17 protein-coding genes are annotated in these 15220 nt (G+C 45.9%); 8 read left to right on the top strand and 9 right to left on the bottom strand.

Annotated features, from left to right (window positions below; all coding sequences use genetic code 11):
* The first annotated feature begins 78 nt into the window (after positions 1-78).
* The 6 genes from DHAF_RS05520 to DHAF_RS05495 all read left to right on the top strand — a co-directional run bounded on the left by DHAF_RS05520 (position 79) and on the right by DHAF_RS05495 (position 6040).
* Positions 79-1218: a 2-hydroxyacyl-CoA dehydratase subunit D gene (locus DHAF_RS05520; protein ID WP_015943201.1), complete on the top strand. Its 1140-nt coding sequence runs from the start codon at positions 79-81 to the stop codon at positions 1216-1218.
* Between the two features lie 2 nt (positions 1219-1220).
* On the top strand, positions 1221-2531 hold the full coding sequence (locus tag DHAF_RS05515; protein WP_015943200.1) for a 2-hydroxyacyl-CoA dehydratase family protein: 1311 nt from the start codon (positions 1221-1223) through the stop codon (positions 2529-2531).
* Positions 2532-2656: 125 nt separating this feature from the next.
* On the top strand, positions 2657-3451 hold the full coding sequence (locus DHAF_RS05510) for an acyl-CoA dehydratase activase (protein WP_015943199.1): 795 nt from the start codon (positions 2657-2659) through the stop codon (positions 3449-3451).
* 41 nt (positions 3452-3492) lie between these two features.
* Positions 3493-4248, top strand: a complete 756-nt coding sequence (locus DHAF_RS05505) for a hypothetical protein (protein ID WP_015943198.1) — start codon at positions 3493-3495, stop codon at positions 4246-4248.
* 109 nt (positions 4249-4357) lie between these two features.
* Positions 4358-5173, top strand: coding sequence for a methyl-accepting chemotaxis protein (locus DHAF_RS26555; protein WP_015943197.1), 816 nt, complete (start codon positions 4358-4360; stop codon positions 5171-5173).
* A gap of 69 nt (positions 5174-5242) precedes the next feature.
* Positions 5243-6040 (top strand): ATP-binding protein, encoded by a 798-nt coding sequence (locus DHAF_RS05495; protein ID WP_015943196.1) that lies wholly within the window; start codon positions 5243-5245, stop codon positions 6038-6040.
* 5 nt (positions 6041-6045) lie between these two features.
* Here DHAF_RS05495 and DHAF_RS05490 read toward each other — a convergent pair whose 3' ends face one another.
* From DHAF_RS05490 to DHAF_RS05475, 4 genes are all read right to left on the bottom strand, one after another.
* Complete coding sequence (locus DHAF_RS05490) at positions 6046-6318, bottom strand: heme ABC transporter permease (protein WP_242659939.1); 273 nt, start codon at positions 6316-6318, stop codon at positions 6046-6048.
* Positions 6319-6381: 63 nt separating this feature from the next.
* Positions 6382-6531, bottom strand: coding sequence for an ATP-binding cassette domain-containing protein (locus tag DHAF_RS05485; RefSeq protein WP_015943194.1), 150 nt, complete (start codon positions 6529-6531; stop codon positions 6382-6384).
* Positions 6532-6718: 187 nt separating this feature from the next.
* Positions 6719-7624, bottom strand: coding sequence for an anti-sigma-V factor RsiV (rsiV, locus tag DHAF_RS05480; RefSeq protein WP_015943193.1), 906 nt, complete (start codon positions 7622-7624; stop codon positions 6719-6721).
* A complete protein-coding gene (locus tag DHAF_RS05475; RefSeq protein WP_015943192.1) occupies positions 7617-8138 on the bottom strand; it encodes an RNA polymerase sigma factor in 522 nt (173 codons plus the stop codon). Before DHAF_RS05475 ends, rsiV begins: the two co-directional genes overlap by 8 nt.
* A 142-nt stretch (positions 8139-8280) precedes the next feature.
* On the opposite strand from DHAF_RS05475, the gene DHAF_RS05470 reads away from it, so the two are divergent.
* Complete coding sequence (locus DHAF_RS05470) at positions 8281-8790, top strand: RNA polymerase sigma factor (RefSeq protein ID WP_011461696.1); 510 nt, start codon at positions 8281-8283, stop codon at positions 8788-8790.
* Positions 8790-10382, top strand: a complete 1593-nt coding sequence (locus tag DHAF_RS05465) for a LolA family protein (RefSeq protein ID WP_015943191.1) — start codon at positions 8790-8792, stop codon at positions 10380-10382. The genes DHAF_RS05470 and DHAF_RS05465 overlap by 1 nt, the downstream gene beginning before the upstream one ends.
* Positions 10383-10502: 120 nt before the next feature.
* Here the strand turns inward: DHAF_RS05465 and nagZ are convergent, their stop codons facing one another.
* From nagZ to abc-f, 5 genes are all read right to left on the bottom strand, one after another.
* Positions 10503-11783 carry a beta-N-acetylhexosaminidase gene (nagZ, locus tag DHAF_RS05460; RefSeq protein ID WP_015943190.1) on the bottom strand — a complete coding sequence of 427 codons (1281 nt, stop codon included), beginning with the start codon at positions 11781-11783 and terminating at the stop codon, positions 10503-10505.
* A gap of 118 nt (positions 11784-11901) precedes the next feature.
* Positions 11902-12252: a GIY-YIG nuclease family protein gene (locus DHAF_RS05455; RefSeq protein WP_005813604.1), complete on the bottom strand. Its 351-nt coding sequence runs from the start codon at positions 12250-12252 to the stop codon at positions 11902-11904.
* 3 nt (positions 12253-12255) lie between these two features.
* Positions 12256-12735: a DUF6530 family protein gene (locus DHAF_RS05450; RefSeq protein WP_015943189.1), complete on the bottom strand. Its 480-nt coding sequence runs from the start codon at positions 12733-12735 to the stop codon at positions 12256-12258.
* Positions 12736-12968: 233 nt separating this feature from the next.
* Positions 12969-13244: a DUF2089 domain-containing protein gene (locus DHAF_RS05445; protein WP_015943188.1), complete on the bottom strand. Its 276-nt coding sequence runs from the start codon at positions 13242-13244 to the stop codon at positions 12969-12971.
* A 172-nt stretch (positions 13245-13416) separates the two neighbouring features.
* Positions 13417-15069, bottom strand: a complete 1653-nt coding sequence (abc-f, locus tag DHAF_RS05440; RefSeq protein ID WP_080518261.1) for a ribosomal protection-like ABC-F family protein — start codon at positions 15067-15069, stop codon at positions 13417-13419.
* Positions 15070-15220: the final 151 nt, after the last annotated feature.

The following is a 15220-nucleotide window of genomic DNA, read 5'->3' as shown; positions in this document are numbered from 1 at the left end:
CTTGTCAGTATATCTTAAACAACACTTAAACTCTTTTTCGTAGCAAATAAATAATTTCTGTAAAAAGGGAGTGATTTTTTGAATACACTAAAGACCAATGCTATGGAGATCTTTAAGCAAGCTGTAAGTACCTTGAACAATCCGGAAGTCCAAGGGTGGAAGCAACAAGGTGGTAAAGTGGTAGGCTATTTTTATTCTTATATTCCGGAAGAGCTGATCACTGCCGCAGGTTTGTTACCCTACAAGATCCGAGGAATTGGCAGCCCTGGAGCTGCCATGGCGGACAAATATTTCACCCATAACGTTTGTTCCCTGGTCCGTGACACCTTTGAACTCGTATTAAAAGGTGAATGTGATTTCCTCGATGGAGTCATCAACTTCAACGGTTGTGATCATATCCGACGGATTTCTGATAATTGGCAGTCTCTCGAAAACAATCCTTGCTTCCATTTTCTTGTTCTTCCCAAAAAAGTAGGAAAAGAACAAACAGAACGGTATCGTGAAGAGCTCGTGTCTTTAAAAGCAAGCATCGAAAAGCGGTTTAATCTTGTCATCAGCGAGGACAAGCTGAAAGAGGCTATTAGGCTGCACAATAAAAAACGGCAGCTCCAGCGTCGGCTCTACGAGTTAAAGAAAAGAGAAAATCCTCCCCTAAGCGGTGCAGAGACCCTGACCGTTATGATCGCTGGAACCGTCATGCCGGTGGCCCGCTACAACCGGTTGCTGGCAGAGTTGATCGATGAACTAAGCATAAGTGAGGGCAAGAAGCCCAATGCCCGCTTAATGCTGATTGGTGGAGAACTGGATAATCCCGAGCTGCTGAAAATTCTGGAAAGCCAAGGCGGAATGGTGGTGAGTGATACGATGGCTTTGGGTGCCAGGGAAATCGCTTGCGATGTCTCCGAAACGGAAGATGGATTGACCGCCCTTGCCCGGTATCACATGGAGGATAAACCGCCCTGTCCCCGTCTGTACGGAACATTCCAGGAGCGGTTTGACTTCATCAGGAAGACTGCCAGGGAGTATCAGGTGGACGGAGTCATCTCCCTGCGCTTTCTCCTCTGCGATATATGGGGCTTTGAACAAAATGATATCGCCGAGATTTTAAGAACCGAAAAATTACCTTATCTCAAGTTAGAAACAGAATATGCCCTAACCAATGCCGGACAACTTAAAACAAGAGTTCAAGCCTTTGTTGAGACACTGGGGGAGGTATGAGCATGACGAACGCAGCGAAAACAGGTGTGGAGCGTACCTATGAATACAAGGAGCGCATAAACGGGATTTTAGGCATGATGGAACAGGCTCCGGCGGAACAACGGAATCCTGTCCTGGAAGGCCTTTTACGCTTGATTATGGAAACCAATGAACGAACCATTGATTGTGCTGAAAACGGCAAACCTTTTGTATCCACTTGGTACGGGAACGCTCCAGAAATCCTCACAGCTATGGACATCCACTTCATCGTTCCGGTATTTGATATCTTATTGCACGAATATTTTACCGACTTGTACGATGTTAAAGAAGCAGACAAAATTTCTCTGCCTGATGACATCTGCTCCCTGATCCGTTTTGGAGCTTATGCTATAGAAAACAAACTCCTTCCCAGGCCTACAGCCATCATTTCCATGCTGGAACCTTGTGATGCGGAATTGATGCTGCATCAGTACTACCAAAGCAGCGAGCATTGGGGTGGTGTACCAACATTTGGTTTAGATCCGGCTTATGGGTCAACAGACGAAGATTTTATGTATTTTGCCGGCGAGCTAAAGCGCTTGATTCATTTCTTGGTAGAGATTACCGGGCAAAAGTATGACGTGGATAAGCTTAGGAAAGTCGTGGCAGAGACCAACACTCAATATGAACTATGGGCGGAGTATAACGAACTGAGACGAGTGACTCCTTGTCCCCACGGTTCTTTCCAAGGTTCCGTTCCGCTCTGGACTCTAACACAATTCATTTCCAGCGGAGATCCCCGAGCCACGGAATTAATTCGGATGATGATTATGGATGCGGAAGCGAAAGTTAAAGCTGGTATAGGAGCCGTTCCTAACGAACAAATCCGCATTCTCTGGGCGGACTTGGCACCTCAGTGGGGTGATCTGCTTGCGCCATGGCTGGCCGAAGAATGGGGAGCCAATGTGGTGATGGACTATCAGGGCTATTCCCCGTATACCCATATTGATACCACCTCGGAAGATACCATGTTGTACGGACTTGCCCGGAGGGCCTTGCACGAAGTACCCATGATCAGGCAAGGACGTGGTACCGTTGAGGTTATGATCGAAGATATGACAAGGATTATTAAAGATTACACTATCAATTGCGTCTTTTGGCCGGGACACATGGGACACAAGGATGTATCCGGAAGTGTTCACTTTATGCAGGAACTCTGCCGTAGCCTCAACGTTCCCCTCCTCTGTCTTACCACCAGCCTTTTTGATGAGCGGTATACACCCTTGGATAAAGTAAAGCAGCAGATGTCCGAGTTCTTTGAAGCAACGGGCTGGAGCAAGAATAGCAGTACATAAACTCTTATATAGAAAGATCATGTCATCATAATAATTTCTATTGAGGAACAAAGACGATGAGCGGCAAACTGAGCCCAAAGGATTCAATCTGCCGCTCATTAAATTGTATTAGGGAGTATTAAATTATGATTGTATGTGGATGTGATTTAGGCTCAGCGACCGGTAAAGCTGTCCTATTAAAAGGGGATAAGATTTTATCCTGGGCTGTTGTTAAATCGGCCAGAAATCCGGAAATAACGGCTCAGCAGGTACTGGAGGAAGCTCTGGACAAAGCAGGCCTGGTAAAGTCGGAGATCCACTATGTGGTGGGAACCGGATATGGAAGGACAGGAGTCTCCTTCATTCAGGATAATATGTCGGAGATCACCTGCCACGCCCGCGGAGCCCATTGGATGCATCCAAACGTAAGGACGGTTGTAGACATCGGTGGTCAGGACTGTAAAGTCATTGCCTTAGATGAGGCAGGAAAGGTACTTGAGTTCGGAATGAACGATAAATGTGCTGCCGGAACCGGGAGATTCTTTGAGGCGATGGCCAGAGTTCTGGATTGCACCATGAGCGAACTGTCAACCCTCGCTTTAAATTCAGCTAACCCAGCTAATATTACGAAGCAATGCAGCGTATTTGCCGAATCAGAAGTGGTCACCATGATCAATAATGGGGTCAAGGCAGAAGATATCGCCGCCGGAATTCATGACTCCATTGCCCGCAGAATTCATGCCATGACCTACAAAATTGGGATTAAAACGGATGTAGTCATCACAGGTGGCTGCGCCCGGAATGAAGCGTTGACAAAAAGTCTGGAGAAGCAGCTGGGGGTAAGTATTCATCAGCTGACCTTTAATCCTCAAATCGCCGGCGCCTTAGGGGCTGCTCTCCTGGCAAGAGACAGAGCAGAGAAAAGGCTAATCAAACCATAGGAGTTCCATGGCTCTAAGAAGCGAAGGAGGAGGGGACGAGCATGGCCGTTTTCAGTCAATATTTCGGCAAGTTAAATCAATATAAGAATGCTTTAACCCAAAAAGTTGATAATTATTGGACCCTATCCTGTTTTCAGGACGTCGCTGCAATAAACCCATGGCTAGTTCCCGGGCAAGGACGTAAAACCGGCTCAAGTATCGTTTTAAAAAACGATGTGCTTGTAGAGCTGGGCAGCCCGGAGGCAGGCTCATGCTCGATGACTCTCTATACGAATAGCCCCCATCAAATCACGGACGGGTGGATCACCTTAATGGGTTCGGATATTACTGAATATACTCCTAAAAAGCTTCCTTTCGGTCAAGTCATTATGGTCGGTGGTGAACACCTGACCGAAGAAGACTATTATTACCTGCTGCAGAACCTCAACGTCTCCGAGATGATCGAAGGGTATATGATCCGAAGCACAGCCGAAAGTATATGGTGCAGAATCAGCAAAGATGCGGCAAAGAACGGCTTTAATTTCCATGTGTTGGGTTCAGTGCTTAATTGGCATATTAAGCAGATCTTACCCAAGGTTAAAGCCGTAGAGATCGTATTCGTGACCACAACCAAAGAAGATATCGAGGAATTGAATCAGATCAGTAAAGAAGTGGGAGAAATAGGCCGCCGGATTAAGGAAAGAATCTGGCGGGAAAAGGGCGTGGATATCTACAAATGTGTACCCGGTGGACACTGCGGTGCCTGTGAAGACAAAACGGTATGCGATACTATCCGGAAAATCGGTGCCGGTCGATAAGGAAACCATGAATTGAGCAGCATTAAGCGAACTGCAATTATCCGGCGGCCTGCTGCTCATAGCTTCCTGAACCTTACCGTTAGCACTTAGCGGAGGATGGAGATTTAACATGTCAATAATTACTTCTCTTATGGAGGTACTTCCTTTAACCAGACACATTATCCATGAAGATATTGCCTTGGCCATTACGGACAGGACGAAGTTTATTGCGTATTATCCGGCAGAGACCTTTGCTATGAATATCAAGGTGGGAGATGAGATACAACCAGGTGATCCTGTATTGGAAGTGATTAATTCCGGAAAAGAGTTTTACTCGATTGTCCCCAAAGAGTTTTTTGGAATTACGATCAAAGGTGGGGGCTTCCCGATCCGCGATGAAATGGGGCAAATTATCGGCGCAGTGACGGTGGCAAGAAATTTTGAGCATCAGGCTCAAATCGATGAAGTAGCGCAGAACATTTTCGCTTCTTTGCAGCAGACAAGTGCAAGCGTTGAGGAAATTGCCGTTGGCTCACAAAAATTGGCACATTTAATTGAGAACGTTACAAAACTTAGTGAAGAGAATTATCATAAAATTAAAGAGACCGATATAATTGTTACCTCAATCAAAAATATTTCCAGTCAATCCAATTTGCTTGCCTTAAATGCAGCAATTGAGGCAGCAAGGGCTGGAGGATCAGGCAGGGGTTTTTCCGTTGTTGCTGACGAAATGAGAAAGCTGGCTCAGAATAGCGGTGAAGCTTCGCAAAAAGTATCCAATACCTTATCGAAGATAAAAACTGCCGAAGATGAAATAGCAAAGCAAATCAATGAGATAAGTATGTCAGGGCAAAATCAGGCGGCAGCAACACAAGAAATTACCTCTTCTCTACAGGAGATCGTGTCTTCATCCGAACTGCTGGTTCATCTGGCAAAGGTGGAATAAAACAGATAAAGAAGTTGACCGTTTCTCGGTTGACACGAGTGTTAGAGTTAATGAAATGAGGGAAAACAAATGATCAGAGCCAATAGGCATAAAAGAGTGATCGCCGTATGCGGTAAGGGCGGCGTGGGTAAAACGGCTTTTACAGCAATGTTAACGCGAAGTCTTCTGGAGAGTCAAAAGGCTGGGGATTTGCTTGTCATTGACGCGGATCCGGCGATGGGCTTGCCCAATACGCTGGGAATCCAAGTTGAAAAAACAATCGGTCATGTCCGTGACTTGATCATTAACACCGCTCGTGCCGGGATCGGGGAGGATCGGGTGGATCTCTCCAGCAGACTGGATTATCTGGTGCTGGAAACCCTATATGAATCCGACGACTATGCATTTTTGGCTATGGGCAGAACGGATAGCCAAGGGTGTTTTTGTTCCGTGAATGATCTTTTGAAAAAATCCATCCGTATCCTCTCCGAAAGATTTGACACGATTGTTATAGATGGAGAAGCAGGACTGGAGCAAATGAACCGTCAAGTCATGAATATGGTCGATCTATTGATTATTCTTAGCGATACCTCAACGCGAGGATTACAAACCGTTGAACACATTACAAAGATGGTGACCGAAGACCATGTTATAGACTGCACCCAGCTGGGTGTGGTGTTTAACAGAGTCATTAATAATGAACTATTATTGACCCAGGCGGCTGAGCGAATCGGCATAGAAGTATTTGGCATGGTTCCCCAAGATCAGTCCATTGTTCACTACGATTTAATCGGTCAGCCATTGACTGAACTTCCCGCAGATTCTTTAGCGTTAAGCGCGATTCGTGATTTTGTTGCAAACCATATAGTACAGCTAGACTGCCGATGAGCATTCTACTCCATATAATTGGCATCAAACCTCAGATAGGCGGCAGCTAAAAAGAAAACATCATAGAGGAACAGAAAAAGGACTTGCCGCCACACCTCGGGCAGGCTCATTCCCTTGGCTATATCCACCGTCATGCTGAGACCTATGAACAGGGCCGGCAGGAATAAGGGGAGTGAGACAACATTGGCCAATAACTCCCGCCCCTGACTTTTAAGAGAAAATAAAGAGACCAATAAACCAATGGCCACAAAACCTACCGAGGCCAACAGTGCTGGCACTAAGATCTGGATCATGGCCATGGGGAAGTTAAAAAACAATAAGATGAAAGGAAAGGTGAGCGATCAGGCAGGAGAGTATTTTAGAAAAGTGGTCTTCCCTGCTCCGTTAGGGCCGGAAACAAGAATCTTTTCGCCGCGATTAACCTTAAGGGTTATATTCTGCAATGAGAACTCTGTATCAAATTCCTTACCTACATTCTCCAGAACGATCATAACAGCCCTCCACCTTGTAGTCCTTAAACAATACAAGCCCCGTGCGTATTTTTTTATCATACTACTATAAATCACTCCACCTATACAGAAAGAGAAACTCAGCCAAACTTTATTGGCCGGGTTTCTCTTTACCTTTAACTATTCACCTGATTATTCATCATTCTAACAGAAGCTTGAGTTATCCTGGTTAGGGTCTAACATATTCATCACTGACCAGCCGATCAGCTATGACCTCGGTGGGGATGACGAACTCCTGCATTCCCATAACTCCAGGGCCTACTTCATACTTATCGAAAGAAATCACCAGTTTGTAATCGGAGTTGATATAGAAGCTTTGCTCCGGCTTAATCTGGGTGAAGGGCTCAAAATAGTTTACCTCGTCCTTATTCTCATCCGTAACAACCCAATATATTAAGTTGGAGTCGGCTTTCATCTTCGCCTTCATCTCATTCACGATATAATCACTGATCACTTGAACATAGCTGTCATCTTTAAATAAGCTGGGCAGGGTAATCAGGACCTGATCCACCTTGTCAATGGTGTCATACTTAAATACAGTAGAGGAGGATCCTACAGTGTTAACCACATAACGCCCAATGGCTAATAACCGCTCATTATCTGTCTTGATTTCATAGCCGCTGTCAACTCCCATGTGTCCATCGCCCAGAGCTTTCATTTCTTCCACATCAGCCATAAAGTCTTCATAGAGTTTTTTGTTTTCCTCTAAATACTTCTGGTTTAAAGCCTGGCCCAGTCCGCTTTCCTCCAACCCGCTGATGGCGGGGACTTCGATATTGGCTTGGTGCCATCCATCATCATACTGATAATCCCGAAAAGTAAGCACCTGAACTATAGTTTTCATTCCCGGTACATCGGCTATAACACTGGCCATGGTGGGACTTACGTTAATTCCTCCTATTAAAAGCACGACCGCGGCGGCGGCTGTTGCGACAATCTTGCGACCCATCATCAATCGACTCCTTTGCTGCTTTTTCTTACCATCCTCAATAGCTTTTTGAACAACCTGTTCCAGCTCCTTGGGGATTGATGTATTATGATACTCATCTTTTAGTTGAGAAAGCTGTTTATCCATGTTTGATCTCCTCCATAGGTTCTTCCATTTGCACGCGAAGTTTTTTGAGGGTAGCATAGAGACGGGACTTTGTGGTGTTCACATTTTCCTTTAAAACCAAAGCTACTTCCTCAATTTTGAGATCCTCATAATACCGAAGAATGATGCGGCCGCGCTCAGCAGGAGATAATTGCTCCAGAGCGGAAGCCAAATCCAGATCGGAGCCTTCCTCATAGCCGGCAGCCGGTTCATCGATATATGTACTGATTGTTTCAGAATCCACTACAACCAAGCGTTTTTGCTTACGCAGGAAATCGAGAGCTGTATTGACGACAATGCGATACACCCAGGACTTCATGCCTTGAGAGTCCCTTAAGGTGCTCACTGAGGAAATAGCTTTTATGATCGACTCCTGAACTACATCCAGAGCGTCCTCCGGATGTTTAACATAACTGTAGGCAAGCCTATAAATAGATTCTTGATTCGCGATGAGATAGCTCTCAATCTCCCTTGTTAGCTTTTTCTGATCAAACATACCTGACTCCTTTTGAAGTGCACTTCATCTGAGAAGGTTTTTTCTCTCTCTACTATACAGACGTCGGGAAAACAAAAAAAGTTTTAACCAAACGTGACCTTTTCCTTTCCCGTCTCGTTTAAGTTATTGAGGAGGTGAACATGTGGAATCCAAAATTGGCCCCCCGGCCTCCACTATGGAGACCTGGTATCAAGAAACCGTAACCAAGCTGTATCGCTTTATTTACTCCCAACTACAAAATAAAGAAGAAACAGAAGACATTACTCAGGAAACCTACTTACGCTGTCTTAAGCAAGCTCCGGACGCTCTCCCGCCTTATCCCTATCTCAAGCAGATTGCCCGCAATCTGATGACCGATCGCTACCGCCACAAATTAGTAGCCCAAAGCCATCTTGAACATCTCCCGGAGCCTGAGCATCCTTCCCCTGAAGAAGAGTGGCTGACCCGAGCCACCCTTCAGGAACTGATGAATCAGCTTCCCTCAGATTATCGTCAGATTTTGGAGTACCGCATTATTCAGGGCTATTCCCGCAAGGAAACCGCCACCCTGATGGGACGCAGTGAAAGCTCCATTCGCGGGCTGCAGTATAGAGCTTTACAGACCCTACGCTCCTACATCCACCTTTATCAACAGAAAGGAGGGGACTTGTGATGAATACCGATCATCCTAAAGGCCATCCCACACCCGAAGAGCTTCTCGACCATTATATCGATATTTTAAATGAAAACGGTTTTCCTGAGGACTATGATACCACAGAAGATGAACAGGGGCTCTACTCACTCGCCAAAAAGGTTAAAACTCTTGCTTCCGAACCCAGCCAGGAATTCATGGCAAGCCTCTGGCAAAAAATTGAACCCATGGCAGCAACGCCCTCTACTATCAATGCACCCGCCACCGCCAATATACCCGCCGCCACCAAAGACACTTTAAGAAAGGAAGGGAATTCTCTCAAAATGCCAAAAAAATTCTTCCCCTGGGCAGGCTTTGCCGCCAGCATCCTTGTCTTCCTGCTCCTCTTCTCTCCCTGGTCCGGCTCCAAGCAAACTATCGTCATGGCCATGGAGGAGTCCGTGAAGCAGCTGCAAAACTATCATGGCGTCCTGGAAAAGGTCAGCACCAATGAAGCCGGTGAGCGTCAAGTTCTGATCCGCACAGAAATCTGGTCTGACGGTGAAAACTATGCTACAAAAACACAAGATGGACTCCTTACCGTGAACAACGGGGAAACCCGTTGGAGCACAAACCCCGCTGCCAAAGAAATCACCCTCCTCCCCGTTTACCTGGATCCCCACGATTTTGATCTTCAAAAAGAAGCCGCTAAGGCTTTACGTTATCCCCACCAAATCATTGGCGACGACACTATCGCCGGACGGGCTGCCACCCGTATTGAAATCCAACCTCCCGGCGGTCTCCCTTATTCGTTATGGATTGACCAAAACACCCATCTCCCCATACAGCTGCAAACCGCCATGCAAAAATCTCTGCAAACCACCTACACCTATGTCAGTCTCGAAACCAACACCTTCCTGGCCACTGACATCTTTGCTTATCATCCCCCCCAAGATTATAAGGTGATCGACAATAACCCGGATAAAGTCATGGCATCTTTGGCAGAAGCCCTCACTGCCAGCGGCATCACTCCTGTCCAGCTTGCTGAAACTCCCCAGCGGATGTTTGCTTCAGCAAATCGTCTGGTTTTTGACTTTGGCGATACCATCGTCATGCAAACAAAAGCCACGACACCCTTCGTCCCCGATCTCCTCGCCACCCTGGGCAAAGCCGGAGATGGCCCTCTCGAAATCTTACCCAAGAGCTTGCGCTGGCAGCAAGCTGATCTGGAAATCCTTGTTCAAGGAGAACGTGCGGAAGAATTGGCAAAGCAGCTCTCCACAAATCTTGACTTTACACCGCAAGTGGGCCCCCTTCCCCAAGAGGGTGTGATTCCTGTGGAAATTGACAGGGAAGTGGTAAAAAACAGCCAACAGCAAGTAGATGCCGGAAGCAGTCCCTGGCAGCTTGATCCCAGCCAAGTGGCCTTTACCTTCGTCGCCCTGAAGATCTCCCCGGAAGGAATCACCGGCGAACCCCCTCTGGACTACAATGCCCTCCAGCTGACTGATAATGATGGCCAAAAAGCCGTCATTCAGGTATCCGAAGGTCCGGTAAAAACCGTCTATCTGGAGCGCTTAATCCGTCAGGATGAGACAGGTATTTGGACCGTCACAGGCTATGTCCCCCGCTGATTCAGCGCTGAAGCCGCAGCCTGCAAAAACACGCAAAGGGAGCAAGCACTTGCACATAGGCAAGGCTTGCTCCCTTTATAACTGTTATGACCTGTATGCTTATACTTATCGCTTTAGACACTACCCTTTTAAAGCCGGGTAATCCTTATAAAACTGCTCGATTTCGGCATTGATACCTTGTACATCCACCGATTCTTTCTGCCGGTCGGCCAGAGCATACTTCTCTTTCAGCTTTAAGACACGATAAACACTTTCATCGATCCGGTCCACGGGAATTTTCCCTGTCTCTGCAGCATGAAGGATCTCCTTGAGAACAGCCTCTTCTTTCGCGAAATCATGGCAGACCAGGACAATATCGCTGCCGGCCAGGATGGATTTCACCGCGGCCTCACCGATATTATAATTCTCCACAATAGCCCCCATAGTCATATCATCCGTAATCACGACCCCGTTATAGTCCATCTCTTTGCGCAGGATATCGCGGATAAGAACTTCTGAAAAGGATGCCGGATAATCCGGGTCAAGCTTCGGCAGCAGGATGTGGGCCAGCATAATGGCATCCACATCATTGGCAATGGCTTCTGCAAATGGCCTCAGCTCAAAATTCCTTAATCGTTCCAGATCATAATCAACGCGGGGCAATCCCACATGGGAATCCACCGAAGTATCCCCATGACCGGGAAAATGTTTAACCACAGAGATAATGCCCTGCTCCTGGATTCCCCTCATAGTCTGAATTCCCACTTTGCTGACAAGCTCGGGGTTGCTGCCGAAAGCACGATCACCGATCACTTTATTCTTGGGGTTGCTGAAAATATCGAGAACCGGAGCGAAATTCACATTCATCCCAAATCCCTTGACTTCCCGGCCCAGGATTTCTCCCATCTTCTTCCCTAAAGCACCACTATTCTGGGCTCCGACCTGCTGACTGGAAGGCATCTTCTTGAATTCAGCAGGCATCCTGGATATCCTGCCCCCCTCTTCATCAAGGGCCAGGAATAAGGGAATTCTATTGACTCCATTGGTCTCTTTCAAGGTGTTGATCAGGTTTAACATCTGCCCGCTATCCCTGACATTTTTCTTTAAGAGAACAAAGCCGCCCACATGATAATTTTCAATCAACTGCTGAGCATTAGCGTTTATTTCATACCCGTCCACTCCCACCATCACCAGCTGCCCGACCTTCTCTTCCAAGGTCATAGCTTGGATCCGTTCCTGCAGGGGGTCAATCTCGGGGGGCTTTTCTGAGGGTTCAGCCGGATTATTGTTCCCCTGCTGATCGTGTTGACCTGGTATGGAAAGGTTACCCTCCTGGGGATTCAACCTTTGGGATAAAAAGAGAAATCCTAAAACCAAAGCGGCAATAATGATTACGAATATTGCTATCGTTCTTTTGCCCATGTTACCTCTTACCTTTTCACACTATTTTGAAAAGCCTGGCCTTTAGCGCGATGCTGCCTGATATAGCCAAGCTATTCTTAATCTTATTGTAAACCTATTTTCCTTATTCATGTATAGTTTACCGTTTGGCTACCGTGAACCCTTGGTCCAATAATTTTTCTTCCCACTCCATTAATAAGAGGACAAGATCATCGGTGTAATCGGTCTTGGTCTCATCCTTATCATATTCAAGCTGTTCAAGAACTTCAAAGGTAAAATTTTCTCCCCCTTGCTCCTGCCATTTCTTCATCAGCTCCCGACAAGGAAAGAACCCTGCCTCCAGCTTAAACCGTATCCCATTAAGGGCCGCCCGCAGATTTTGACTTCCCTCGATATAACACCAGGCCTCTTTTCCAGACCGAACCCCTACGATTCCCATATCAGGTCTCATCTGCTTATATTGCTCTTTGAGTTCCTTTTTTCTATCCATGACTTAATACCCCATCTCCTTAAGAATTGCTGAAAGAGTCCGCAAACGCTCCCCTAAGAGCTCATCATCATTACAGAGCGCTTGATTAAACAACTTGATATCTTCATTAATTTTCTCATTATCAGTGCAGACAGCCACCGTCATGGCATCACCTTGCAGACCAATTCTGTCAATAACCGGTTTTTCCGGGTCATAGAAATTATCATAACGATAAGCTTCTCTGAAATGAAGCTTAGTCCGGCAAACCAGAATCGCTAAATCAAGAACCCGATGAAGGGGCAGTTCTTCCGATTGTCTGGACCACTTTTCTCCGGTATATCTCCATACTTTAGCGGAAATATCTACTTTACCCCGATCATTCCACTGAGCTAATCCTAAAGAAAGGCCTTTGGCATCAGACTGATAGGCATACCGGCCATCCACGTTTTCATAGTTTTCAGATACGATCACCGGTTTATGCTTTAAACTCGTTGGTATGTTCATGATTAAAACCTCCATCACCAAAATAATATTTGACCATCTATATCAGGCTATACTTATCTAGTAATTTACTAAATTACTAGATAAGTATAGCCACCACATTACCTTTTGTCAACAAACCCCTTTCCACCATATCGGCGTAAAGGCAGAAACTACTCGACAGTTTGGCCACTCAAAAATAAACAGACCCCGATAACTCAGGGTCTGCTAACCGATGGGCTGAAGACTGGCCGTGCTCACTCTTTCCTCTCATTGCTCAGGGACTGTATTACGCTGTCGAGACGGCTTCGTACAGTCGGGTATGAGATTCCCAATTCCTTTTCAACTTCTTTTATATTTCCCCGGCATTTAAGAAAAGTTTCCACAAAGAGAAGCTGATCATCAGGTAACTTGCAAAATTTACAGGTGTGAAATTCTCCTTCGAGGGTAGTAGAACAATGGGTACAGAACAATTTGGTCACGTGCATCTCATGCTTACAGATCGGACATTGATGAGGAACCTTATAATCCATCTTTGTCACCTCAATTTTTCATCACGGCTGCCATATGCTGGATTCCGAACCTCCTCTCTCCATGACTACCTACTCACATTTTAAATAATTTTATTAAAATTGTTAAGAAAAATAATTAAGAAATTTAGAAAAGTTAGGGCAAGACCGGCCCTTGCCCTAACTTAAATAACTTCTATAGCTCCAACATCCCTTTGAGTCGCTTTACTTCAGTTAAAATAGCATAATATTCTTTATCAAGTTCTTCAACATTATCTTTTTTAGCAGGCATGGAAATTCTGCCAATCACTTCCGACAGACGATTCTGCAAGATAAAGATTTCCTTTTCAATTTCTTCCTTTGCCTTGCCACCCTCTTTGTTTTGCTGCGCCCAATAATCTTCATAGCCTCCCTTGAACATCTTGATCCTATGATTCTCAATAGTCATGATCTGATTGGCCACTGAGCTAATGAAGCGGCGATCATGGGAAACAAACAGCAGGGAACGTTCATAGTTTTGCAGGGCATCCTCGATAACCTCCAGGGAATTAATATCAAGATAATTGGTCGGTTCATCAAGGATTAACAGGTTAAAGTCCTGACAGAGAATCTTGGCAAAAGAGGCTTTGACCCGCTCACCCCCGCTCAGTACGTTCACTTTCTTATAGACTGCATCCCCTTTAAAAAGCAGCCGGGCCAGCAATTGTCTTACAAAGCTCTCCTCATGGATGCTTTCTTCCATTACATTGGCTAAGATACTGGTCTCTTCGTCAAGTATACTTAAATCCTGACTAAAGTAGCCGATTCTGGCACTGGGAGCAACCCTTATGGAATCTTCCCGGTTGATGATCATTTTAAGCAGGGTACTCTTTCCGCAGCCATTAGGCCCCATCAAAGCCACCTTGGCCTCATTCTCAATACGAAACTCCGCATTCTGGAAGATGACTTTACCGGCAAAGGCTTTGTTGAGCCCCTTCCCCTCGATAATAACCTTACTATGCAGCTTCTGGGCATCAGCGATATCCAGCTTGATCTTCGCGGTTTGCTGAGGTTTTTCCTTAACTTCCAGCTGCTCAATTCTCGTTTCCACACTTTTTTTGGCCCGGTCAAGATTAGCCTTGGCTTTTTGATTTCCCATCTTATGGAGCCTGGCCTCGGAATTTCCCATTCGCCGGGGAGTCTTACGGACCGATTTGGATTTTTCGCCGGTCTCGATCACGACTCTCTCCAGCCGCTTTTTTTCGGAAACGTAGTGCTCATATTCAGACTGGGCTCTTTCTCTTTCCCTGACCTTTTGCTCACTATAGCTGCTGTAATTGCCCGGGTAAATCTTAAGCCGGCCATCTTCCAGTTCCAGAATCTTAGTGCATAAACTGTCAAGGAGAGTACGGTCATGAGAAATGAGGAATAATCCGCCAGAATACTTCGCAAAATAGTGCTCGATCAGTTCGATTCCCTCCAGATCCATATTGCTGGTGGGTTCATCGGCAAAGATCATGGTGCTGTTTTGGCTCAGGCAAGCGGCCAGCTTAAAGCGGGTCTTTTCCCCACCGCTCATACTCTCGCTATAGGTCATGGGGATGTTGAATTTCGATGCCATTTCCTGACTGATCAGGTCATGCTCAGGCGGCTCCAGCTGGGAAATCGTTGAGGACTGGCCATAGGCTTTCACCCATCCTTCATCAGGTGCAAGCTTCTGGCTGAGAAGGTTGAGCAAGGTGGTTTTACCCACTCCATTAATGCCCACGATGCCGATTCTATCTTCGGAATAAAGGCTTAATTTTTTGATATCAAGGATCAAACGATTTCCAAAGTATTTTTTTACATTGCTGCATTCTACTAATAAAATAAAAAACCCCTCCTAGTGTTACCGGAGAGGATAGTGTCATTTCAGATTACAACGCAATAAACCATACTTCTACCTATGTCTCAAAACCGTTTTCGGTCATAAGGCATTTTAGAATATATAGTAAGATCCCGTTATATGAAAAGCTATCCAC

This window comes from Desulfitobacterium hafniense DCB-2, assembly GCF_000021925.1.
GTDB classification, from domain to species: domain Bacteria; phylum Bacillota; class Desulfitobacteriia; order Desulfitobacteriales; family Desulfitobacteriaceae; genus Desulfitobacterium; species Desulfitobacterium hafniense.
This window is presented reverse-complemented; position numbering and strand designations above follow the sequence as displayed.

Coding starts and splice junctions, on each gene's coding strand:
- DHAF_RS05515 (WP_015943200.1), top strand. CDS start 1,221: ATGACGAACGCAGCGAAAACAGGTGTGGAGCGTACCTATGAATACAAG.
- DHAF_RS05510 (WP_015943199.1), top strand. CDS start 2,657: ATGATTGTATGTGGATGTGATTTAGGCTCAGCGACCGGTAAAGCTGTC.
- DHAF_RS05505 (WP_015943198.1), top strand. CDS start 3,493: ATGGCCGTTTTCAGTCAATATTTCGGCAAGTTAAATCAATATAAGAAT.
- DHAF_RS26555 (WP_015943197.1), top strand. CDS start 4,358: ATGTCAATAATTACTTCTCTTATGGAGGTACTTCCTTTAACCAGACAC.
- DHAF_RS05495 (WP_015943196.1), top strand. CDS start 5,243: ATGATCAGAGCCAATAGGCATAAAAGAGTGATCGCCGTATGCGGTAAG.
- DHAF_RS05485 (WP_015943194.1), bottom strand. CDS start 6,531: ATGATCGTTCTGGAGAATGTAGGTAAGGAATTTGATACAGAGTTCTCA.
- rsiV (WP_015943193.1), bottom strand. CDS start 7,624: ATGGATAAACAGCTTTCTCAACTAAAAGATGAGTATCATAATACATCA.
- DHAF_RS05475 (WP_015943192.1), bottom strand. CDS start 8,138: ATGTTTGATCAGAAAAAGCTAACAAGGGAGATTGAGAGCTATCTCATC.
- DHAF_RS05465 (WP_015943191.1), top strand. CDS start 8,790: ATGAATACCGATCATCCTAAAGGCCATCCCACACCCGAAGAGCTTCTC.
- nagZ (WP_015943190.1), bottom strand. CDS start 11,783: ATGGGCAAAAGAACGATAGCAATATTCGTAATCATTATTGCCGCTTTG.
- DHAF_RS05455 (WP_005813604.1), bottom strand. CDS start 12,252: ATGGATAGAAAAAAGGAACTCAAAGAGCAATATAAGCAGATGAGACCT.
- DHAF_RS05450 (WP_015943189.1), bottom strand. CDS start 12,735: ATGAACATACCAACGAGTTTAAAGCATAAACCGGTGATCGTATCTGAA.
- DHAF_RS05445 (WP_015943188.1), bottom strand. CDS start 13,244: ATGGATTATAAGGTTCCTCATCAATGTCCGATCTGTAAGCATGAGATG.